The organism is Microbacterium aquimaris (genome assembly GCF_039531285.1).
GTDB lineage: Bacteria > Actinomycetota > Actinomycetes > Actinomycetales > Microbacteriaceae > Microbacterium > Microbacterium aquimaris.
Window position 1 is genome coordinate 803,899 of record NZ_BAAAPT010000001.1, and the last position, 21,288, is coordinate 825,186.

Consider the following 21,288-nt stretch of genomic DNA (forward strand, 5'->3'; position numbering starts at 1 on the left):
TCGGGCGCCCGCGTCCGGCACCGGCGGTGTCCTCCCTCATGCTCATCTACATGCTGCGCCGTTCCGCCCTCCTCGTGCTCTCGCTCGCGGTGGCGATGGTCGTCATCTTCGTGCTGCTGCGGCTGCTGCCCGGCGACCCGGCGAACGCGTTGCTGTCGGTGGATGCGACCCCCGAGCAGATCGCCGCGGCACGCGCCCAGGTCGGCTCCGATCAGCCGGTATGGCAGCAATTCGCGACATGGTCGGCGCAACTGCTCCAGGGCGACCTGGGCGAGTCGTACATCAGCTCGCGCGAGGTCGGGCCCGAGATTGCCGCCCGACTCGGCGTCACGATCCCGCTGACGCTACTGTCCTTCGCCCTCGCGCTCGTCCTCTCCCTGGTGATCGGCATCACCGCGGCGATGAAGGCGGACCGCTGGTACGGCATCGCCCTGTCGGGCTTCTCGCAGCTGGGCGTCGCGGTGCCGGTGTTCTGGGTCGGCGTCATCCTGGTGTGGATCTTCGCCCTCCAGCTCGGGATGCTGCCCTCGGGCGGGTTCCCCCGCGACGACTGGGAGGATCCGGCCGACGCACTTCGCTCCCTCGCCCTGCCGGTGATCACGATCGCGTTCGTCATGAGCGCGTCGCTCTCGCGGTATGTGCGCTCGACGACCATCGACGTGCTCGGCAGCGACTACCTGCGCACCGCCCGCGCGGGCGGCGCGAGCATGCGCGGGGCCCTCCTCCGACACGGTGTGCGCAACGGCTCGGTGCCCGTGGTGGCCGTGCTCGGCATCGAGCTGTCCACGACGCTGCTGGGAGCGGTGGTCGTCGAGAGCGTCTTCACGCTGCCGGGCCTGGGAAGCATGCTGCTGACGGGTATCGAGCAGCACGATTTCGCCAACATCCAGGGCGTGCTCGTGGTGAGCACGCTGTTCGTCGTCCTCGTCGGGTTCGCCGCCGACATCGCCCAGCGCCTGATCGACCCGCGGCTGCGCACGAGCATCTCGGGGAACCTGCGATGACCGCCCCCGTATCTGCCACCGCACCGCAGAACCCGACCCCGGGCCCCGCGCGCCGGCACGGACGGCGCGCGACCCTGGTGATCGGCCTCACGCTCACGGCGCTCGTCGTGGTCGTCGCCGCGGTCTCACTCGTCTGGCTGCCCTACCCCCTCACCGACATCAGCGGCGGGCGGCTCAGCGCACCGAGCCTCGCGCATCCGCTCGGCACCGACCGACTCGGGCGCGACCTGCTGTCGCAGCTGATGGTCGGCGCCCGCATCGCTCTCACCGTCGGCGCGGGCGCCGTCATGATCGCGGCCGTGCTCGGCACCACCATCGGTCTGGCGGCGGCCTTCGCCCGTCCGTGGCTCGACGACACCCTCTCCGCAGGTCTCGACGTCGTGATCGCCTTCCCGGTGCTTTTGCTGGCCATGCTCGTCGTCGCCGTCCAAGGCCCCTCACTCGGGTCGGCGATCCTCGCGATCGGCCTGGCGATGTCGGCCGTGGTCGCCCGACTCACCCGCATCCTGTCCCGCCGCGTCCTGCAGGAGCAGTTCGTCACCGCCGCCCGGACGAGCGGCACGCGTACCGTCGGGATCGTGTGGCACCACATCCTGCCCAACATCGCCCCGACCCTCGCGGTCGCCCTCGCCCTGCAGTTCGGTGTCGCGGTGCTCGCCGAGGCGAGCCTGTCGTACCTGGGACTGGGTGCGCCGCCGCCGAACGCCTCGTGGGGCCGCATGCTGCAGGAAGCCCAGGGGACGGTTCTCACCGCCCCGGTCGGCGCGATCGCCCCGGGCGTGGCCGTGATCGTGCTCGTGCTGGGTGTGAACTTCCTCGCCGACGGTCTGCGCGATGTCACCGACCCGACGCGGAGGAGGAGCCGATGAGTCTGCTCGAGATCACCGGCCTGACGCTGCGCGCGGGCACTGCGGCACTCGTCGACGACCTCGCCCTCTCCCTCGCCGCCGGCGAGCGCGTGGGGCTGGTCGGCGAGTCGGGATCGGGCAAGTCGATGACGGCCCTGGCCGCGCTGGGCCTGCTCCCCGATGCCGTCACCGCGACCGGCTCTGCCCTGCTCGACGGGCACGAGGTCGTGGGAGCGGCCGACGCCGCCGTGCGGCGCCTGCGCGGTCCCGTCGCCGGCATCGTCTTCCAGGAACCGCTGACCGCTCTCGATCCGCTGATGCGGGTGGGGCGCCAGATCGCCGAGCCGTTGCGCCGCCACCGCGGACTGCGCGGTGCCGCGTTGCGAGATGCAGTGACCCGCGCCCTCGCGGACGTGTCGCTCGAAGGCGACCGCATCGCCCGGGCGTATCCGCATGAGCTCTCCGGCGGCCAGCGTCAGCGGGTCGCGATCGCGATCGCCCTGGCCGCCGACCCACGGCTGCTCATCGCCGACGAGCCCACCACGGCTCTGGATGTGACGGTGCAGGACGAGGTGCTCACCCTCCTCGAACGTCTGGTCGCCGACCGTGACATGGGTCTGCTGTTCATCAGCCACGACCTGGCGGTGGTCTCGCGCATGGTCGACCGGGTCCTGGTGCTCCAGCGCGGGCGACTGGTCGAAGAAGGCACCGTGGGTCGCGTGCTGGGCGCCCCACAGCATCCGTACACCCGTTCCCTCGTCGACAGCGCCCGCTACCTCGACGCCGCGCTCGACGTCGGCGCTGGCTCCCACGGGGTCGAATCGAATCGAAATGGGGAGGCGCGATGACTTTGCTCGCCCTCGAGTCCGCCGGATTCGCCTATGGCGCCACCCCGGTGCTCGACGACGTCTCCCTGACGGTCGGGGCCGGCGAGGCGGTCGGCCTGGTCGGGGAATCCGGCGCCGGCAAGTCCACGGCGCTGCGCCTGCTGCTGGGTCTCGACACCCCGAGTCACGGCCGCGTCGTCTTCCAAGGGGAGAGTCTGGACCGGCGTGACCGAACCTTGATGCGGCGTTTCCGACGCAGCGTGCAGCCGGTCTTCCAGGACCCCTATTCGTCGCTGGACCCCCGCCAGCGGATCGATCGCATCGTCGGCGAACCGCTGCGGTCGTTGCACATCTCCACCGGGGACGAAGCTCGCGCATCCGTGGCCGAGGCCCTGCGGGCGGTCGGCCTCGATGACGACACGATGCGGCGCTACCCGCATGAGTTCTCGGGCGGCCAGCGTCAGCGCATCGCGATCGCCCGGGCGCTCGTCTCGAAACCCCGCGTGCTGCTCGCCGACGAGCCGGTCTCGGCGCTCGATCTGACCACCCGCGTCCAGGTGATCGACCTTCTCAAACGACTCCGCAACGAGAACGGTCTGTCACTGGTGATGGTCTCCCACGACCTCGGCGCGGTCGCGGCGGTGTGCGAGCGCACCGCGGTGCTGCGCGACGGGCACATCGTCGAGCAGGGCGCGACCGCCGACGTACTGACCGCTCCGAAGAGCGACTACGCCCGCACCCTCCTCGCGTCGGTCCCCCGCCTCCCCCGCTGAGGGTCGCCATTGCGCCGCTCGGCGACATCGAGTGACCACTGGACCTGCCCGATCGCAGCCGGATGCTGTGGAAAGCCCGAGCCTGGCGGCGTCCAGTCTGAGAGGGTGGAAGCGGGTGCGCACGACGCGCGCCCGTTCTCACGGGGGGTTTCATGGAAGTCGCCGGACTCGTCGGCATTCTCATCATCGTCGGCATCGCCGTCGTCGCCGTCATCATCGTCGGCTTGATCTTGCTGCTGTTCGCGCGCAGCTGGATCAAGGTCGCTCGCGCCGACGAGGCGCTGGTGATCTCGGGTCGCAAGCAGAAGGTGCAAAGCACCGTGCTCGATGCCGACGGCTCGAGCCGGTCCGAGCTCTCGGAGTCGCCGGTCACCGTCATCGTCAACGGCAAATCGCTGGTCAATCCGATCACGCAGCGCCACGAGATCATCTCGCTGCGGTCGCGCCAGGTGATCCTGCAGGCCGAGGCGCAGTCCCTCGACAACGTGACGCTGAACGTCGACGGCGTCGCGATCGTGAAGATCGGCTCCGACCCCTTGTTCGTGCGACGGGCCGCCGAGCGTTTCGCCTCCCAGGATGCAGCGATCGAACAGTTCACCACCGAGCAGCTCGAGGGTGCCCTCCGCGGCATCGTCGCGACGCTGTCGGTCGTGGAACTCATGCGGGAGCGGAAGAAGTTCTCCGATCAGATCGCCGCCGACGTGTCGCACGAACTGGCCGAGCAGGGGCTCATCCTCGACTCGTTCCAGATCAAGGGCATCACCGATGACGTCGGCTACATCCAGTCACTCGGTTCCCCCGAGATCCAAGCGAAGCGTCAGGCCGCGGAGATCGCGCAGACCAACGCCGACCGCGCGATCAACCAGAAGAACATCGCCAACAACGAAGCCAACCTGATCGAGCAGACCGCGCTCGACACCAACACCGCGAACGCCGCTGCCGGGGTCGGACGCGCCCGCGCCGAGGCCGAGCAGGCCGAGCAACTCGCGCGGGCGCAGGCCGAGCAGGGCGTCCTGCAACAGCAGGCCGAGAACAAGCAGGCCCAGCTCGACGCCGACGTCAAGCGTGTCGCCGACGCGCAACGCTATGAGTCCGAGACCCGTGCGCAGGCCGAGCTGTACACACGCGAGCGTGCCGCCGAGGCCGCGGCCATCGAGCAGGTCAAGCAGGCTGAGGCGCGCACCCGCATCGCCGAACAGCAGGCCGAGGCCGACAAGGCCCGCGCCGCCGGTGAAGCCGCCGCGGCCGAGGCCAAGGCCGCCGGTGAGGCCGGCGCCCTTCGCGCCCGCGCCGACGCCGAGGCCGAAGCACGTCGCCTGACCTCTCAGGCCGAGGCCGAGGCGATCCGCGCCGAGGGTGAGGCACGCGCCGCGGCGGTCCAGGCCGAGGCAGAGGCCATCGCGTCGAACCAGGAGGCGTTCCTGTCGCAGCGCGTGCTCGAGGTGCTGCCGTCGATCATGACCGAGTTCGCCAAGGGGTACGCCGCGATCGGAAACGTGTCGATCATCGGTGGATCCGGCGAGGACGGCGCCTCCAGCGTCGTCGGCGGAGACAGCGCCAAGGCGATGCGCTCGGTCTTCGACAGCGTGGAGGCTGCCACCGGCCTCGACCTCGCCGCGCTCATCCAGGGCCAGACCTTCGGACGCGGCGTCGGCGAGGGCCTCGCCGACGCGTCCGCGCGCCCCGAACAGGCCGCCCCCGCGCGCGACCCGCGGGGGACCGCTGCGCGCACGAAGGCCGCAGGCCCCGACGGCATCGGGACCGACGGAGCCGAGTGACGCGGATGCGGGGAGTCGTCCGCATACCACTCCCCGCATCCCGCGCCCGTCCGCGATGTCGGAGAATCAGCCCGATGTCGGATGATCGGGTGTGCATCCTCCGACATCGGCGCGATTCTCCGACGGTGCGATCTCGGAACACGGTGGCTGCGCGCCCGACGGGATAGCCTGACGTCCATGTCGCCCGCCCTCGAGCGCACGTGGACCGTGCTGCGCGCCGTCATGGCCGCGCTCATCGTCGCCGCGATCGTCCGTCAGCTCGCCGCATCCATCGGCTCGGCCGTGGAGTACGGCCGCGATGTCGGCACGGTGATCATGAACTTCTTCAGCTTCTTCACGATCCTTTCCAACGCCGCGTCGGCGGTCGTGCTCGCCGGTGCGGTGGTGTGGTTCGTCACACGAGGCAGGCACACCGCAGGTGCGGGCGATCGGGAGCCGCACGTTCTGGCCGTGGCCCTGGTGTCGGTGACGACCTACATGGTGATCACCGGGATCGTCTACAACCTGCTGCTGCGCGGCGTCGAGTTACCGCAGGGCTCTGAGCCGGTGCCGTGGTCGAACGAAGTGCTGCACGTGGTCGCGCCGCTGTTCCTGTTCGCGGACGCGTTCGTCGCCGTGCGCCGGCGGCCACTGGCCTGGCGTGAGACCGTCTGGGTGCTGCTGTTCCCCGTCGTCTGGGTGGTCTACACGCTGGTACGCGGCCCCCTCGTGACGGACCCGACGATCGGGCCGGGGTACTGGTACCCCTACCCGTTCCTCGATCCGAACAACCCCGACCTCGTGCCGCCGGGATACGCCGGCGTCGCCGTCTACGTCGTGGGCATCGCCGCCGCGATCATCGTCGTCGCCTACGGAGTGGTGTGGGTCGGTAGACGCCGATCATCCGCCGCGTCGCGCACCTCCGCCGCCGGGTAGCGCACCGCGAAGTCCGTGAACGTCGCCTCGAGCGACTTGCCCAACGCGTCCACGACGGCCATCCCGATGAACTGCCCGGTGAACCCGCGGATCACATCATCCGACATGAACTGCGAGTCGACCGAGCCGCCCAGGTCGTGCCACGCACCCGCTTCGGGCCGCCACGCGAACGTGGCCAAGCCCTGATCGACCTGCAGCCTCACGGTGACGGGTCCGTCCGGGATCGGCTGCTCGACCAGTACTTCGTCGAACTCGTCGACCGTCCGTGCGCGCACGAGCGCGATCGTGCGGGACTCGTACTGCTCAGACCACGAGACACGGGCGAAGAGGAAGTTCCGGTCGTCGTAGAACAGCGTCATGCCGGCGGCCTGGGAGTAGCGCACCGGGGCGGCCTCGAAGGTGGTCTCGGCCACCGCGGTGAACGCCCGCAGGCGCGTCGCCACCAGCGACACGTCGAACCGCGAATGCAGCGAGTCCCTGCCGCGCACCCGCAGCCCCTCCGGGGCCGACACGCACCACGAGGGGTCGATCGGCGCGCGCAGCGAGGCGAAGTGCGGGGAGAGGGCCCCCGCGGCCCCCATCTCGACGTCGAGGTCGGAGGTCGAGATGTCCTCGCCGGGGAGGTCGACGTACTCCTGCGGCATCGGCCCCGGGGTGGTCATCCGCAGCCAACCGTCATCGTTCCAGCGCACCTCCTGAAGGGAGGTCTCCCGCCCCAGCACGCACGACGTCGTCCCCGGCAGCGGTCGGGACGACAGGTGCGCGACCCACCACCGTCCGTCGGTCGACTCCACGAGACTGCCATGCCCCGCTTTCTGCATCGGAGCGTCGGGGTTGAAGAACTCCGGGCGTAGGAAGTCACGGTAGTCGCGGCCGAAGTACGGCTGAGGCGCGCTGGTGAGGAAGGGGCCGATCGGGTCGGACTCGTAGGGACCGCAGACGCGCTCGGCCCGCGCGAGACAGACGCTGTGTCCGTACCCGGTGCCGCCCTCCGCGGTCATGAGGTAGTAGCGACCGTCGCGCTTGTACAGGTGCGGTGCCTCGAGCGCGCCCCGGTCCGAGGTCCCCTGGTGGATCCGCACGGGCGCGCCGACCTCGCCGGTGGCGGGGTCGAAACGCTGCGCGACGATCGATCCGGGATGCTGATAGCCGGGGCGCGTCTCCCACTCCAGCGTGACGAGCCACTTCGAGCCGTCGTCGTCGTGGAACAGCGACGAGTCGAACCCGACGCTGTTGACGTAGAGCGGCTCCGACCACGGCCCGGTGATCTCATCCGCCCAGATGACGAAGTTGTCGACGTCGAACACATCGACCGTCTGACTCTTCATGATCGAGAACACGAGGTAGAAGCGCCCGTCCTCGGGGTCGACCGACAGGCACGGTGCCCACACGCCGCCCGACGGGTGGATGCCGCGCAGGTCGATCCGTCGATCGGTGATGGCGTGGCCGACCAGCTCCCAGTGCGCGAGGTCGGTGGAGTGGTGCAGCTGCACCGCCGGGAGCCATTCGAAGGTCGAGGTGGCGATGTAGTAATCGTCTCCCCGGCGCGCGATCGACGGGTCGGGGTTGAACCCCGGCAGGATCGGATTGCGCAGTCCGCGCGGCGGTTCGGGTGCGAAGGTCATGTCACTCTCTCGGATCACTTGCCGAAACCGGCGGTCATACCGGCCAGCAGTTGCCTGCGGCCGAAGATGTACAGGGCGATGATGGGCAGGCTCGACAGCACGACCGCAGCCACCACCGCGGGCACGTTGATGCTGAACAAGCCCTGGTAGGAGGTCAGTGCGAGCGGAAGCACGCGGGTCTCCGGGCTCTGGGTCAAGATCAGCGGGAACAGGAAGCCGTTCCAGACGGTGAGCCCGTTGTAGATCGCCACGGTCGTGATCGCCGGGCGCGACAGCGGCAGGGCGAGACGTCGGATCGTCTGCCATTCCGATGCCCCGTCCAGGCGGATGGCCTCGTAGAGCTGCTCGGGGATGTCGCGGAGGAAGTTGACCAGGATGAGCACGGTGATCGGCAGACCGAACGCGACCGACGGCAGCACGATCGCCAGGAGACTGTCGTACAGACCCGCCTGCACGATCATCAGGTAGACGGGGATGATCGTCGCCTGGAGCGGGATCGCGAGCCCGATCAGCATCACGTTGAACGACGCGCGCACGCGGGGGCTCGTGGTGCGGGCAATCGTGTACGCGAACAGGAAGCCACACGCCACGATCAGCACGACCGAGCCGGCCGTCACGATCAGCGAGTTGGCCAGGTAGCGCAGGAAGTCGTTCTCCCACACCAGCACGTAGTTGTCGAGGGTCGGCTCGCTCGGCGGCAGGAGCGGGTTCTCGGTGAAGAATCCCGCCTGCGTGCGGAAGCTGGTGATCACGATCCAGTAGAGCGGGATCGCCACGATCGCCAACCAGAAGGTCGCGCCGAGGGCTCCGAGGACGTTGGGGGTCCGTCGTCCCGAGCGGCGGCGCGTCGGGTCGGGTCGGTCCTTCGCGCCGGAGGTGATGATCCGCGCGGTGGCGGATCGCGAGGTGGTCGTCGTCATGTCATTCACCGTCCAGCTGGCTTTCCATCCGTGTGAACCCCGAGAACTTGGAGATGCTCACGGAGAGGGCGACACCGAGCACCACCAGGACGATCGCGATCGTGCTGGCGAGCCCCATCTGGTTGCCGACGAACCCGGTCAGGTACATGTCCAACGGCAGGATGCGCGTCGCGTCCCCGGGGCCTCCCTGGGTCAGGATGAAGATGATGTCGAAGTAGGTCAGCGCGCCGATCAGCATGAGGGTCGACGACGTGACGATCGTGTACCGCAGCTGCGGGAGCGTGATCTCGAAGAACTGGCGGGCCCGGCCGGCGCCGTCCAGGGCGGCCGCCTCGTACAGGGACTGCGGGATCTGACGCGCACCACCCTGGTACAGCAGCGTGTGCAGCGGGATGAACTGCCACGCGATGATCAACACGATCGTGTAGAAGGCGAGGTCGGGGTTTCCCAACCAGCTGAGATTGAGCCACTCGAGTCCGGGCATCGTGAACAGCCCGAAGTTCGGGTCGAGCAGGTTGCGGAACGCGATGGCGATGGCGGCGGAGGACAGCAGCAGCGGGACGAAGTAGATCACCGCGAACAGCTCACGGTAGCGCTGGTGTCCGGACAGGAAGACGCCCAGGAGGATCGAGATCGGCGTCTGCACCAGCCACGACAACGCCATCAGGGCGACGGTGAGCCAGAGCGAATGCCAGGTTCCGGGGGTCGTGAGCAGCGTCTGCCAGTTCTCCAGGCCGATCCACTCGGGACTTCCCAGGCCACTCCAACGGGTGAAGCTGAGGTAGAGCGCCACGCCCAACGGGGCGATCGCGAAGACGCCGAAGAAGATCAGTGCGGGGAGCGTGAGGAGGGGGGAGGGACCCCGGCGCGCGAGCACCCGGGTCCCTCCGTCAGTGACGACGGCCATTGTCAGGAAGCGGCCGCGTTCATGTTCGTGGCGAACTCTTCCGGCGTGATCGAGAGCAGGAAGACCTTCTCGAGGTTGGTCAGCAGCGCCTCGGCCTCCTCGGCGCCGAGCGCCTGGTCCCACGACAGCTGGAAGTTGCCGGCCTCTTGCGAGATCTCGTAGATGAAGCTGTTCCAGTCCGGGGCGTCCGATGCCTCGATCTTGTCTTCGATGCCGGAGATCGGGGGAACGGCCCCGGTCGAGATGAGCTCGTCGATGTACTCGTCGTCGAAGACGCCGTTGAGCAGCCAGTCGGTGGCTGCCTCCTGCTGGTCCTCGGAGGCGTCGGCCGTGACGGAGAAGAAGGAGGAGAGGTTTCCGGTCACGTCTGTGGGGTCACCCACGCCGCCCGCGACGGTGGGGAAGGTGGTCCACCCCAGGCCGTCCTCGGTGAACTCCGGAGCCGCGGTGAAGTAGGTGCCGGAGTAGGCCCAGGCTCCCTGCAGCTGCATGGCCGCCTTGCCGGTGTAGACGAGCGCCTCCGGGGCACCCTGGTTCGCGTCGACCGAGGAGAAGCCTTCGCCGAAGCCACCGGCTTCGACCAGCTCCTGGATCATGCCGGCCGCCTCGATGATCGCGGGGTCCTCCCACGCGTCGGGCTCGCCCGCGACGACGGCGTCGAAGACCTCGGGGCCGCCGATGCGGTCGGTGAGGTAGGCGATCCACATGAGGTAGGGCCACCGGCTGGCGCCTCCGATGGAGAAGGGGGTGATTCCCTGCTCCTGGAGCGCGGCGACCGCGTCCATGGTCTCCGCCCACGTGCTCGGGACCTCGACGCCTGCCGCGTCGAAGACGTCCTCGTTGTAGTAGATGACCACCGGCTGCACGCCGTTGAAGGGGGTGCCGTAGATCTCGCCGTCGACCTGGCCGCCGGCCAGGACGGAGGGGAAGATCCGGTCGCGCAGCTCCGGCGCCGCGTCGAATGCCGCCTGCAGGGAGGCGACCTCACCCGCGTCGACGTAGGTGGCGAGTCCGCCGCCGCCCCATCCGGAGAAGACCGTCGGGCCCTCACCGGCACTGATGGCGGTGCGCAGCTTCGTCTTGTACGGGTCGTTCTCGAAGGTCTCGATGGCGATGGGCATCACGTCGCTCTGCGCGTTCCATCGCTCTTCGGAAGAGGCGAGCACCTGATCGGTGCCCGCGGTGACCCAGACCGACACGGTGTCGGCGGAGCCTTCGGAGCTCCCGCCGGACGAATCGCTGGCACACCCGACCACACCGATCGCCATGCCCGCGGTCACCGTCACGGCGGCCGCTCGTCGCCATCCTGCTGTGTTCATCACAGATCCTCACTACGTTGTGCGTATCGACGCTGTTATCGAAATGTTTGCGCGAAATGTTTCGGTTCCGCGCGAAAAAGAGTACTCTGCAACAAATTGCTCTGTCAACCGCATGGAGGCACCGTGGCATCCGACCAGACCCGGGAAAGACGGACGACGCTCCGGGACATCGCCGCGGAGGCGGGGGTCTCAGTCCCGACCGTGTCCAAGGTCGTCAAGGGGCGCAAGGACGTCTCGCCCGGCACTCGGGCGCGTGTGCAACGGCTCCTCGAGGAACACGGCTATCGCGGCGCGTCGACATCGGGCACGACGCGGACGATCGAGCTTCGTTTCGACTCGCTCGACAACGCCAACGTGCTGCGCATCATGGAGGGTGTCGTATCCGCGGGAGAGGTCGCGGGGCTGGATGTCGTGGTGAAGGTCGCCCCGCAACCCGCCGACCGGGATTGGGCCGGATCGGTCGTCGACGCCCACCACGCCGGAGTCATCCTCGTGACATCCCTGCTGGACGACGCCCAGCAGACGGAGTTCGCCCGAGCCGGCATACCCGTCGTGCTGATCGACCCCGTGAACACCCCCATCCGCCCCCTGCCGTCGGTGGGGGCGAACAACTTCTCCGGCGGATACCTGGCGACCCAGCACCTGATCGAACTCGGGCACCGCGACATCGCGATCATTCCGGGGATCTCCTCCGAGTGCGCGAACGCGCGTCTGGCCGGATACCACTCGGCCCTCCAGCAGGCCGGCCTTGTCGCACGCCCCGAGTACCGGGTCGACGGCGACTTCCGCTACGACCGCGGTCGTGAGGCCGGGAACCAGCTCCTGTCCCTACCCACTCCCCCCACCGCCGTCTTCGCCGCGAACGACCTCGAAGCCCTCGGCGTCCTCGACGCCGCACGCAGCCGGGGCGTCTCCGTCCCGCACGACCTCTCGGTGGTCGGCTTCGACGACACCATCCAGGCCGTCTCCGCCGCACCCCGCCTGACGACCATCAGGCAGCCGTTCGCCGAGATCGGATCGACCGCGGTCCAGGTGTTGCATCAGCTCCTGACCGGGCAGACCTTGACCACCCACCGGCTCGAGCTGGCCACCGAACTGGTGGTCCGCGAGTCGACGGCGGCGCCGCGCCTTCAGCCCTCGCGCTGAAGGGTGAGCATCACGCTCGCCACACGTTCCGAGGCCTCGAGGACTTCGGGAACCGTGTCGACCAACGCCGAGTTGAAGATCACCGCGAAGACGAGGTCGCGTCCCGACGCGGTGGTCATATAGCCCGAGTACGCCTGAGCGAGGACGAACAGCTGATCGGTCGTGGGGTAGAAGACCACCCGCGTCCCGGTCTTGGCCTGGATCATCCCCTCGGCATCGGTGCCCGCCCCGGTCCCCGACAGAGATCCGTCGACGCCCGCGAGCGGCTGGATGTCGACGAAGATACTGCCGTGGTCGCCGTCGGCGGCGGCCTTCATCAACTCCACCTGAGCGTGGGCACTGGTGCGGTTGTAGTCGTTGCTGCCCGCCGCGTCGAACAGGCGGACCTCGTCGGTGGGGACACCCAGACGCCCGGCGTGTTCGAGCACGGCGGCCAAGCCCGCCGTGCACGTGCTCCCACCCTCCTGGACACCGATGAGGCAGGCGAGCAGATCGGCGCCGCGGTTGTAGCTCATCTTCTGCACGACTCGGGCGAATTCGGAGATCGGTGCCGACTCCCACGTGGCGACAGGGTCTCCGGCATATGCGGGAACGGGTACGCCGGCTTCGCCCTGCACCTCGATGCCCGCTTCGGCGAGCACATCGGCGAAGGCCATCGCCGCGAAGGCGACCGGATCATCGACCTGGGTGTTGCGCACCGTCTCACCCGCATCGACACCGATCGACCCCGAAACGACCACCTCGTCCCCGACCTGCTCGACGACCACGTCGACCTCGTCGCCCGCCACCGTCTCGACGTCGTTCTCGACGGTGAGTGAAGCCAGTTGCGGGATCACTCGGACCCCCGCCGTTTCGCCGACTCCGGCAGGCTCGAGCACCACGTCGATGAGGTTCTCGTTGACCCAGATCGAGTCGATGCGCCCGTCCGGCCACGCCGTCTCGGGCTCGAAGTACGTGTCATCGACGGCGATACCGCCCGAGACGGTGGTCACGCCCGCCTCCACGAGCTGGTCGGCGAGCGATCGCAACGCGGCGAGCGGATCGCCGGTGTTCAGACCCACCGGGAGAAGGCCGGTGTTCGCCTCGTTGTGGTCGAAGGACGTGATCTCGAGCGTGCCGTCCGGCTGGTCGCGCAGACCGAAACTGAAATCGCCGCGCCCGACGAGGACGAGGTCCCCCTCGACCGTGCCGTCGGTGACACCGCCGGCGGCATAGACCGGCGTGGTGATCGTCGACGCGGCGCCGAGGATGTCCAGCGCCGCCGCCGTGGTGAAGCTCTTCTGGATGCTGCCGGGCACCAACGGAAGGGTGGACCCGCGCTCGTAGACGACCTCTCCTGATCCGCGGTCGACCGCGAGGATCCCCCAGCCGCCACCGTCCAGTCCGGTGTCGGCGATCGCCTCGTCGACCGCCGACGCGAGATCGGAGGAGATGTCTGCGTCGGATGCGGTGCACCCGGTGACCGCGACGAGCGCGGCGGCGAGCGCCGCGGTGGCGAAGACGGGACGGCGGGAGATCGGCGAGGTCATCAATGTGCTTCCGTGGGGTCGCGCCGGGTCCGGGTCACCCGGTCCCCTTCACCTTGACGCCTCCGCCGCGGGCTGTCCAGTCGGTGTCGACCCTGGATAGGTCGTGCCCCCGGGCATCGGTAGGCTGGAAGCATGTCGAAGGTCCTCCAGTCCCTGCCCGTCGGCGAGCGCGTCGGCATCGCCTTCTCCGGTGGTCTCGACACCTCCGTGGCCGTCGCGTGGATGCGCGACAAGGGCGCGATCCCCTACACCTACACCGGTGACCTCGGTCAGTACGACGAGGACGACATCGCGTCGATTCCGGGCCGAGCCACCGAGTACGGATCCGAGGCCTCGCGGCTGCTGGACTGCAAGACCATGCTCGTCGAGGAAGGGTTCGTCGCCCTCTCGTGTGGCGCGTTCCACATCCGTTCGGGCGGTCGCACCTACTTCAACACCACTCCTCTCGGCCGTGCCGTGACCGGCACGATGCTCGTGCGGGCGATGAAGGAGGACGGCGTCGACATCTGGGGCGACGGGTCGACCTACAAGGGCAACGACATCGAGCGCTTCTACCGCTACGGCCTGCTGGCCAACCCCGCGCTGCGGATCTACAAGCCGTGGCTGGATGCTGATTTCGTCACCGAGCTCGGCGGTCGCCAGGAGATGAGCGAGTGGCTCGTCGAACACGGCTTCCCCTACCGCGATTCGGCGGAGAAGGCCTACTCGACGGACGCCAACATCTGGGGCGCCACGCACGAGGCGAAGACGCTCGAGCACCTGAACGTGTCGCTCGAGATCGTCGAGCCGATCATGGGCGTGAAGTTCTGGGATCCGTCGGTGCGGATCGACACGGAAGACGTCACGATCACCTTCGAGGCCGGGCGTCCGGTCGCCATCGACGGCGTGGAGTACTCCGACCCGGTGGATCTCGTGCGCGAGGCGAACACCATCGGCGGGCGGCACGGCCTGGGCATGAGCGACCAGATCGAGAACCGCATCATCGAGGCGAAGTCGCGCGGCATCTACGAGGCACCCGGAATGGCTCTGCTGTTCATCGCGTACGAGCGCCTGGTCAACGGCATCCTCAACGAAGACACCCTCGCGACCTATCACGAGCAGGGTCGCCGCCTCGGGCGCCTGATGTACGAGGGCCGCTGGCTCGAGCCGCAGTCGTTCATGCTGCGCGAGTCGATCCAGAAGTGGGTCGGTTCGGCCATCACCGGCTCGGTCACACTGCGCCTACGTCGCGGCGAGGACTACACGATCCTCGACACGACCTCACCGATGCTCTCCTACGCGGCCGAGAAGCTGTCGATGGAGCGGGTCGGGGATGCGGCCTTCGGCCCGACCGACCGTATCGGACAGCTGACCATGCGCAACCTCGACATCGCCGATTCCCGCTTCCGCCTGGAGCATTACGCCGCCGCCGGCTTCATCGGCGGCGCGACCGGGGAGCTCGTCGGTGAACTCGAGAGGGGCGGCGCGCAGGAGATCACCGAACACGCCCTCGACTACGACGCCGACCGCGAGGAGCTCGCCGAAGCGGTCGACGAGGCCAACGAATCGGCCTCTTTCGACTTCGGCGCCGACTGACGCACGTGATGTCGATCACACGCCCCCGGCCGCGAGGCCGGGGGCGTCGTCGTCACCGAGGGATATTCAGCAAACATGCACACTAGTGTGTAGTTTTGGATGTACGCTCGCTGCGTGACCGATACATCGACCCCTCGGACTCGTCGAGATGCGCTGGCCAACCGCGAAGCGATCGTCGAGGCGGCACGGACCCTTCTCGCAACCGACCCGAACGCGTCGATGGATGCGATCGCCCGCACCGCGGGATTGTCACGTCGAGCCGTCTACGGGCACTTCACCGACCGGGATGATCTGCTCCGCGAGCTGATCCGCCGCGGAGCGGAGCGCTTCAACGCGGTCGCGGCGATCGACGACGACGTGCCCGCACCCGTCGCCTTGGCCCTCCTCGCGGGACGCCTGTGGGTGGAAGCCGCACAAGTGCAGGTCACTGCGGCGATCGCCCTCGATGACACCCACGTCGCACAGACCGCCGCGGCGCTCGCCCCCCTTCGGGCACGGGTGCGCGCGATCGTCGCCGACGGCGTCCACACCGGGGTACTCCGGCGAGACGTCCCCGAGCCGGTTCTTGCCCGCGTGATCGAGGAGACCGCCCGCGCGGCCGTCTCCCGGCTCGACGCCGACGACGCGGCGTCGCGCGAGATCGCCCTGCGCCTCGTATTGAGCGTTTCCGGCCTGTCGTGGACCGAGTGCGATTCGGTCCTGTCCGCGCACCCCCATCTCCTCCGGGCCGTCCCTTCGGAGACCCACTGATGCACATCGTCCTCGACAAGGTGTCGAAGGGCCGGCGCGGACTCGCCCTGCCCGAGACCACCCTGCAGTTCGGCGAGGGGGTGGCCCTCGCCACCGCCGAGACGGAGCAGCGGCCCACGGTCCTCGGCCTCATCGCCTCGGGCAGGATGTCACCGGACACCGGCACGGTGACGCTGGACGGAAGGGCACAGCCGGGCCGGTTGCGTCGTCGCGTCGCTCTGGTGGACGCCCCTCGGGTGTGCGATCCCGCACCCGATGTCTCGCTGTACGGGGTCGTCGCCGAGGAGCTCATGTTCGCCGGCCGCCACGCCGACCCGCTCGCCGCCCGTACCTGGCTGCTGCGGAACGGTCTCGATGCGATGTGGCGCACCCCCTTCGGTGACCTCTCCCCCACCATCCGCCTGCGAACCCTGATGGAGCTGACCGTCCTGCGCCACGGCGTGGAATCACTCGTCCTCGTCTCCCCCGACCGCCACGGGGGCAGCCCCCACAGTTGGTGGATGCTGTGCGAGGAGTTCGCCGAACGCGGCTTCGGCGTCCTCGTTGTCGCCGGCGCCGCGTCCGGCGCGGTGCTCTCCGACGTCGGTGCCACGGACTCGGCGGTCGAACGGTGAAGGTCCCCGCGATGCTGATGGCGGAGCTGCGGCGCCTCACCGCCACCCGGATGTCGGTGCTGGCCCTCATCGCCCTCGTCGCGGTACCCGTGCTCTACGGCGGGCTCTACTTGTGGGCGAACCAGGACCCCTATGGGCGGCTCGACCAGGTGCCTGTGGCCCTCGTCGACGCCGACACCGGAGCGACCCTGAACGGCGAGTCCGTGGACTACGGCGCCGACGTGGCCGAGAACCTCCTCGCCGACGCCACGTTCGGATGGATCGAAATGACCGCCGCCGCCGCGGAGTCCTCCCTGGAGCACGGAGAGGTCGATTTCATCGTGACCATCCCCTCCGACTTCTCCGAGGCGCTCGTGTCCGCCTCCGGAGACGACCCGCACCGGGCGCGCCTGGAACTGCAGACCAATGACGCCAACAACTACCTCGCCTCGACGATCGGCTCACAGGCGATCGAGCAGATCCGCGCCTCGGTCGCCGAGCTGGTCGGACGGGAAGCGACCCGGCAATTGCTCGACGGCATCGCCGAGATCCGTGGGAGCATCGCCGAGGCCGCCGACGGGGCGACCCAACTCGTCGACGGCACCGCGACCGCCGCCGACGGCACCGACAGTCTGGTGTCCGGAGCCATCGGGCTCGACGACGGCGCCGCACAGGTGGCGGGTGGCACCGCGCAGCTCGCCTCCGGCAGCGAAGCGCTGGCCACGGGCACAGCCGACCTCGCCGTCGGCGCCGCGCAGGTCGCGGACGGCGTGGCGACCCTCGACGACTATGCGGCGCGAGCCGGCGCGGCATCCCGGTCGGTGGTCGATGCCCTGCCCGCCGTCCGCGACGACATCGTCGCCGAACTGCGTGCCGCAGGCCTCGGAGACGACCGGATCGCGGCGGTCGTCGACGAACTCGACGCCCTCGACGGACGGATCCGCTCGGTCGATGACACCGTGCAGTCCGCGGTCGTCCAGGTGGATGCGCTGTCCGCCGGGGCGGCGCAGGTGTCCGCCGGGTCGGCGAGCGCCGCCGCGGCCGCCGCGCAGCTCTCCGACGGCGCCGCGTCGGTGGCGTCCGGTGCCGACGCGCTGCACGAGGGAACCTCGAGCCTTCTCACCGGTGCCGGTGAGCTTCGCGACGGAGTCAGCGAGCTCCTGTCGGGCACCGTGCAGCTTCGCGACGGTCTCGAGGAGGGTGTGGCGAGCCTGCCTGACTCCGATGGCGCGCTCCGCGAGGCGCAGGCCGATACGATCTCCGACCCGGTGACGATCACCTCGACCAACGTCGCCTCGGCGGAGGACTACGGTGCCGGCCTCGCCCCGTTCTTCGCCGCCCTGGCGGGGTGGATCGGCATATACGCCCTGTTCCTCATCGTCAAACCCATTTCCCGGCGCGCCATCACGGCGCTGCACAATCCGGTGCGCACCACCCTCGCCGGCTGGCTGACCCCGGCGCTCCTGGGCGGGGTGCAGATGGTGTCGCTGTTCGGCGTGCTCGCCGTCGCCTTGGGTTTCACCTTCGCCAACCCCCTCGCAACGCTCGGGGTGATGGTGCTCGCGTCGTTCGTCTACGCAGCGATCATCCTCGCGTTGAACGTCTGGCTCGGATCCGTGGGACAGTTCCTCGGCCTCGTGCTGATGGTGCTGCAGCTGGTCACCGCCGGCGGAACCTTCCCCTGGCAGACGCTGCCCGGACCGCTGTCCTGGCTGCACCACCTCCTTCCCATGGGATACGTCGTCGACGCGATGCGCCAGTTGATGTACGGCGGTGACCTCACCCGCCTCGCGGATGACGGCGTCGTCCTGCTGACGTGGATGATCGGTGCCCTCGTACTGGCCGCGATCGGGGTCACACGCATGACGCACCGTCGCACCCTGCGCGACCTGGCCCCGAGCCTCATCGGCTGAGGGCAACGGAGCGTCGTCGGCGACATTCGTTGGCGGGCCGTACGGCCGGTAGCATGCTCACCAGCGTCGGCGACCCGAGCCGGCGGTACTGAGAACCACGCTGCGTGACACCGAGTCCGGCAGTTCGGAGGACTTCGATGACGAGGCCGGACACGGCATCCACACCTGAAGCGACCACCCGCCCCGTCTGGGGGCGACGCGTCGGCATCATCGCCTTCTCGGTGGTGGCCGGCGTCATCGTGCTCGCCCTCATCGCCGCGAGCGTGATCACCTACACCATCGCGCGCTCCTTCCCGCAGCGAGACGGAGAGATCGCCCTCAGCGGGCTCGCCTCCGAGGTCGTCGTCGAACGCGACGCGCTCGGCGTCCCGGTGATCACCGCCGATTCGACCGATGACCTGTTCTTCGCACAGGGGTATGTGCAGGCGCAGGACCGCTTCTGGGAGATGGACTTCCGCCGCCACGTCACCAGCGGGCGCCTGTCGGAGCTGTTCGGCGAATCCCAGCTGGGCACCGACATGTTCCTGCGCACACTCGGCTGGCGGGCGATCGCCGAAGAGGAGGTTGCCGCGCTCGACGAGACCACCCGGAGCTACTACGACGCCTACGCCGACGGCGTGAACGCCTACCTCGCCGACCACGACGGGGCGGACGTGTCCTTCGAGTACGCCGTCCTGGGAATGCAGAACCCCGACTACGAGATCGAACCCTGGACGGCGGCCGACTCGGTCGCCTGGCTGAAGGCGATGGCCTGGGATCTTCGGGCGAACATCGAGACGGAGGCGACCCGCGCCCTGGCCGCTCAGGATTTCACCTCGGAGCAGCTCGCGGTGCTCTACCCCGAGTATCCGTTCGCCGAGCACCCGGTGATCGTCCCGGAGATCGTCGCACCTGCCGAGGACCAGGAGGACGCCGACGAGACCGACGCCGACACGGCGAGCGCCACGTCGGACGCCGATGCCGGCGCCACCGCGTCCGTGGCGTGGACCGAAGTGGGCGACGTGGTCGAAGCTGTCGGCCTTCTGGTCGGAGGCGTCGGCGAGGGCATCGGATCCAACTCGTGGGTGCTGGCGGGTCGACTCACCGAAACCGGCATGCCGTTGCTGGCCAACGACCCGCACCTGGGGGCGTCGCTTCCCAGCGTGTGGCACCAGATCGGTCTGAAGTGCCGCACGGTCGACGAGTCCTGCCCGTTCGACGTGGCGGGATTCAGCTTCGCCGGATTGCCCGGCGTGATCATCGGACACAACGACCGCATCGCATGGGGCTTCACGAACCTCGCGGCCGACGTCACCGACCTCTACATCGAACGGCTCGACGGGGATGCCGCCTGGAAGGACGGCACGCTGGTGCCGTTGGAGGTGCGTACCGAGACCGTGGTCGTCGCCGGCGGAGACGACGTCGAGCTCACCATCCGTGAGACCGACCACGGCCCGATCGTCTCCGATGTGTCGGCGCAGTACGCCGCCATCGCAGCCGACCCGTACGTCGGCACCTCGGACGACGCCGCACCGCCCTCGGACGTGCCCGACGGTGAGTACGCCGTGAGTCTGCGCTGGACCGCACTGGATGCCGGCACCACCGCCACGGCGATCTTCACCCTCAATACCGCGCGCGACTTCTCCGACTTCCGCGATGCCGCTGCGGCGTTCGACGTGCCTGCCCAGAACCTCGTCTACGCCGACGTCGACGGGAACATCGGCTACCAGACCCCGGGTCGCCTGCCGATCCGTGGCGCCGGCGACGGGGCACTGCCGCACCCCGGATGGGACTCGGCTTACGACTGGGAGGGCTTCATCCCGTTCGACGAGCTGCCCGTGGTCTACAACCCCGACGAGGGGTTCATCGTGACGGCCAACAATGCCCTGGTCGACGAGGACTATCCCTACACGCTGACCCGCGACTGGGACTACGGGTACCGCGCCGCGCGGATCACCGACATGATCGAGCGTCGCGCTGCGAACGGCCCGCTCAGCGCCGAGGACATGCGTCAGATCCAGGCGGACAACCAGTTCCAGGTGGGTATCCGACTCCTCGCCGCAATGACCGACGTGCGCACCGGAGACGCCGACGTGGACGCCGCACTCGACCTGCTCGCGACGTGGGACGCGCAGAACGACGCCGACTCGTCGGCTGCGGCGTACGCCAACGTGCTGTGGGATGAACTCGCCCAGAATCTCTTCACCCGCGAGCGTGAATCCCCTGCACCCCTGTCGAACCAGAGTCGACTGTTCCTCGTCGTGGAGGGTCTGCTCGCCGACCCCGAGTCGGAGTGGTGGACCAACGACGGGATCGGCGTCCGCTCGCAGGAGGAGATGCTGACCGTCTCGGCCGAGGGGGCGTACGCGCGTCTCACCGAACTCCAGGGCGAGAACATGACCCTGTGGAACTGGGGAGACCTGCACGCGCTCGAACTGCGCAGTGAGACCTTCGGATCGTCGGGGATCGCCCCGCTCGAATGGCTGTTCAACCGTGGCCCGGTCCCGGTCGGCGGCGGGTCGTCGGTGGCGAACGCGACCGGATGGGATCTCGGCGGCGGCTTCGAAACACTCACCGTGCCCTCGATGCGCATGATCGTCGACCTCGGCGACCTGGACGCATCCGCGTGGCAGCAGCTCACCGGCGTCAGTGGCCACGTCTTCCACGACAACTACACCGACCAGGTCGAGCTGTGGCGCACCGTCGAGCTCGCACCGTGGCCGTTCTCCGCCCCCGCGGTGACCGCCAACGCCCAGCACACGCTGACCCTCACCCCCGCTACCGACTGACCCACCTGCCGACGCCCGGCATCCGATGTCGGAGAATCGCACCGATGTCGGAGAGTTCGCGTCATATCCTCCGACATCGGGACGGAACTCCGACCTCC

General features: G+C 68.9%; 17 protein-coding genes. 12 read left to right on the forward strand and 5 right to left on the reverse strand.

Translation table 11 applies throughout. The annotated features are described in order from the left end of the window. The first annotated feature begins 38 nt into the window (after positions 1–38). From ABD204_RS03760 to ABD204_RS03785, 6 genes are all read left to right on the forward strand, one after another. Complete coding sequence (locus tag ABD204_RS03760) at positions 39–1,004, forward strand: ABC transporter permease (RefSeq protein ID WP_194424223.1); 966 nt, start codon at positions 39–41, stop codon at positions 1,002–1,004. After that, positions 1,001–1,873, forward strand: coding sequence for an ABC transporter permease (locus ABD204_RS03765; protein ID WP_194423341.1), 873 nt, complete (start codon positions 1,001–1,003; stop codon positions 1,871–1,873). The genes ABD204_RS03760 and ABD204_RS03765 overlap by 4 nt, the downstream gene beginning before the upstream one ends. Beyond that, positions 1,870–2,700, forward strand: a complete 831-nt coding sequence (locus tag ABD204_RS03770) for an ATP-binding cassette domain-containing protein (protein WP_194423342.1) — start codon at positions 1,870–1,872, stop codon at positions 2,698–2,700. The genes ABD204_RS03765 and ABD204_RS03770 overlap by 4 nt, the downstream gene beginning before the upstream one ends. Then, on the forward strand, positions 2,697–3,452 hold the full coding sequence (locus tag ABD204_RS03775; protein ID WP_194423343.1) for an ABC transporter ATP-binding protein: 756 nt from the start codon (positions 2,697–2,699) through the stop codon (positions 3,450–3,452). The genes ABD204_RS03770 and ABD204_RS03775 overlap by 4 nt, the downstream gene beginning before the upstream one ends. A gap of 152 nt (positions 3,453–3,604) precedes the next feature. Beyond that, the gene (locus ABD204_RS03780) at positions 3,605–5,230 is read left to right on the forward strand and encodes an SPFH domain-containing protein (protein WP_194423344.1); all 1,626 of its coding nucleotides are present in this window, start codon (positions 3,605–3,607) and stop codon (positions 5,228–5,230) included. A 177-nt stretch (positions 5,231–5,407) separates the two neighbouring features. Beyond that, complete coding sequence (locus tag ABD204_RS03785; RefSeq protein WP_241747769.1) at positions 5,408–6,145, forward strand: Pr6Pr family membrane protein; 738 nt, start codon at positions 5,408–5,410, stop codon at positions 6,143–6,145. On the opposite strand, the gene ABD204_RS03790 is transcribed toward ABD204_RS03785, so the two are convergent. The 4 genes from ABD204_RS03790 to ABD204_RS03805 are packed head-to-tail and all read right to left on the reverse strand — an operon-like array spanning position 6,079 to position 10,916. Continuing rightward, positions 6,079–7,770, reverse strand: coding sequence for a glycoside hydrolase family 43 protein (locus ABD204_RS03790; RefSeq protein WP_194423345.1), 1,692 nt, complete (start codon positions 7,768–7,770; stop codon positions 6,079–6,081). The two genes, ABD204_RS03785 and ABD204_RS03790, sit on opposite strands and share 67 nt — an antisense overlap. A gap of 14 nt (positions 7,771–7,784) precedes the next feature. After that, positions 7,785–8,690: a carbohydrate ABC transporter permease gene (locus ABD204_RS03795; protein ID WP_194423346.1), complete on the reverse strand. Its 906-nt coding sequence runs from the start codon at positions 8,688–8,690 to the stop codon at positions 7,785–7,787. Position 8,691: 1 nt separating this feature from the next. Continuing rightward, positions 8,692–9,597 (reverse strand): carbohydrate ABC transporter permease, encoded by a 906-nt coding sequence (locus ABD204_RS03800; RefSeq protein WP_194423347.1) that lies wholly within the window; start codon positions 9,595–9,597, stop codon positions 8,692–8,694. Positions 9,598–9,599: 2 nt separating this feature from the next. After that, positions 9,600–10,916: an extracellular solute-binding protein gene (locus ABD204_RS03805; RefSeq protein WP_194423348.1), complete on the reverse strand. Its 1,317-nt coding sequence runs from the start codon at positions 10,914–10,916 to the stop codon at positions 9,600–9,602. Between the two features lie 123 nt (positions 10,917–11,039). Here ABD204_RS03805 and ABD204_RS03810 point away from each other — a divergent pair, with 123 nt between their 5' ends. After that, positions 11,040–12,062, forward strand: a complete 1,023-nt coding sequence (locus ABD204_RS03810; protein ID WP_194423349.1) for a LacI family DNA-binding transcriptional regulator — start codon at positions 11,040–11,042, stop codon at positions 12,060–12,062. On the opposite strand, the gene dacB is transcribed toward ABD204_RS03810, so the two are convergent. Next, positions 12,047–13,591: a D-alanyl-D-alanine carboxypeptidase/D-alanyl-D-alanine endopeptidase gene (gene dacB, locus ABD204_RS03815; protein ID WP_194423350.1), complete on the reverse strand. Its 1,545-nt coding sequence runs from the start codon at positions 13,589–13,591 to the stop codon at positions 12,047–12,049. The genes ABD204_RS03810 and dacB overlap by 16 nt on opposite strands. A 132-nt stretch (positions 13,592–13,723) precedes the next feature. Between dacB and argG the strand changes: the two genes are divergently transcribed. The 5 genes from argG to ABD204_RS03840 all read left to right on the forward strand — a co-directional run bounded on the left by argG (position 13,724) and on the right by ABD204_RS03840 (position 21,190). Further along, entirely contained in the window at positions 13,724–15,166 is a 1,443-nt protein-coding gene (gene argG, locus ABD204_RS03820) for an argininosuccinate synthase (protein ID WP_194423351.1), read from the forward strand. A 114-nt stretch (positions 15,167–15,280) separates the two neighbouring features. Beyond that, positions 15,281–15,916, forward strand: coding sequence for a TetR/AcrR family transcriptional regulator (locus ABD204_RS03825; protein WP_322597501.1), 636 nt, complete (start codon positions 15,281–15,283; stop codon positions 15,914–15,916). Continuing rightward, the gene (locus ABD204_RS03830; RefSeq protein ID WP_194423353.1) at positions 15,916–16,530 is read left to right on the forward strand and encodes a hypothetical protein; all 615 of its coding nucleotides are present in this window, start codon (positions 15,916–15,918) and stop codon (positions 16,528–16,530) included. The genes ABD204_RS03825 and ABD204_RS03830 overlap by 1 nt, the downstream gene beginning before the upstream one ends. Beyond that, a complete protein-coding gene (locus tag ABD204_RS03835) occupies positions 16,527–18,422 on the forward strand; it encodes a YhgE/Pip family protein (protein ID WP_194423354.1) in 1,896 nt (631 codons plus the stop codon). Before ABD204_RS03830 ends, ABD204_RS03835 begins: the two co-directional genes overlap by 4 nt. A gap of 137 nt (positions 18,423–18,559) precedes the next feature. Further along, entirely contained in the window at positions 18,560–21,190 is a 2,631-nt protein-coding gene (locus ABD204_RS03840) for a penicillin acylase family protein (RefSeq protein WP_194423355.1), read from the forward strand. Positions 21,191–21,288: the final 98 nt, after the last annotated feature.

Coding starts and splice junctions, on each gene's coding strand:
- ABD204_RS03765 (WP_194423341.1), top strand. CDS start 1,001: ATGACCGCCCCCGTATCTGCCACCGCACCGCAGAACCCGACCCCGGGC.
- ABD204_RS03795 (WP_194423346.1), bottom strand. CDS start 8,690: ATGACGACGACCACCTCGCGATCCGCCACCGCGCGGATCATCACCTCC.
- ABD204_RS03805 (WP_194423348.1), bottom strand. CDS start 10,916: ATGAACACAGCAGGATGGCGACGAGCGGCCGCCGTGACGGTGACCGCG.
- ABD204_RS03760 (WP_194424223.1), top strand. CDS start 39: ATGCTCATCTACATGCTGCGCCGTTCCGCCCTCCTCGTGCTCTCGCTC.
- ABD204_RS03785 (WP_241747769.1), top strand. CDS start 5,408: ATGTCGCCCGCCCTCGAGCGCACGTGGACCGTGCTGCGCGCCGTCATG.
- ABD204_RS03775 (WP_194423343.1), top strand. CDS start 2,697: ATGACTTTGCTCGCCCTCGAGTCCGCCGGATTCGCCTATGGCGCCACC.
- argG (WP_194423351.1), top strand. CDS start 13,724: ATGTCGAAGGTCCTCCAGTCCCTGCCCGTCGGCGAGCGCGTCGGCATC.
- ABD204_RS03770 (WP_194423342.1), top strand. CDS start 1,870: ATGAGTCTGCTCGAGATCACCGGCCTGACGCTGCGCGCGGGCACTGCG.
- dacB (WP_194423350.1), bottom strand. CDS start 13,591: ATGACCTCGCCGATCTCCCGCCGTCCCGTCTTCGCCACCGCGGCGCTC.
- ABD204_RS03830 (WP_194423353.1), top strand. CDS start 15,916: ATGCACATCGTCCTCGACAAGGTGTCGAAGGGCCGGCGCGGACTCGCC.
- ABD204_RS03790 (WP_194423345.1), bottom strand. CDS start 7,770: ATGACCTTCGCACCCGAACCGCCGCGCGGACTGCGCAATCCGATCCTG.
- ABD204_RS03780 (WP_194423344.1), top strand. CDS start 3,605: ATGGAAGTCGCCGGACTCGTCGGCATTCTCATCATCGTCGGCATCGCC.
- ABD204_RS03840 (WP_194423355.1), top strand. CDS start 18,560: ATGACGAGGCCGGACACGGCATCCACACCTGAAGCGACCACCCGCCCC.
- ABD204_RS03800 (WP_194423347.1), bottom strand. CDS start 9,597: ATGGCCGTCGTCACTGACGGAGGGACCCGGGTGCTCGCGCGCCGGGGT.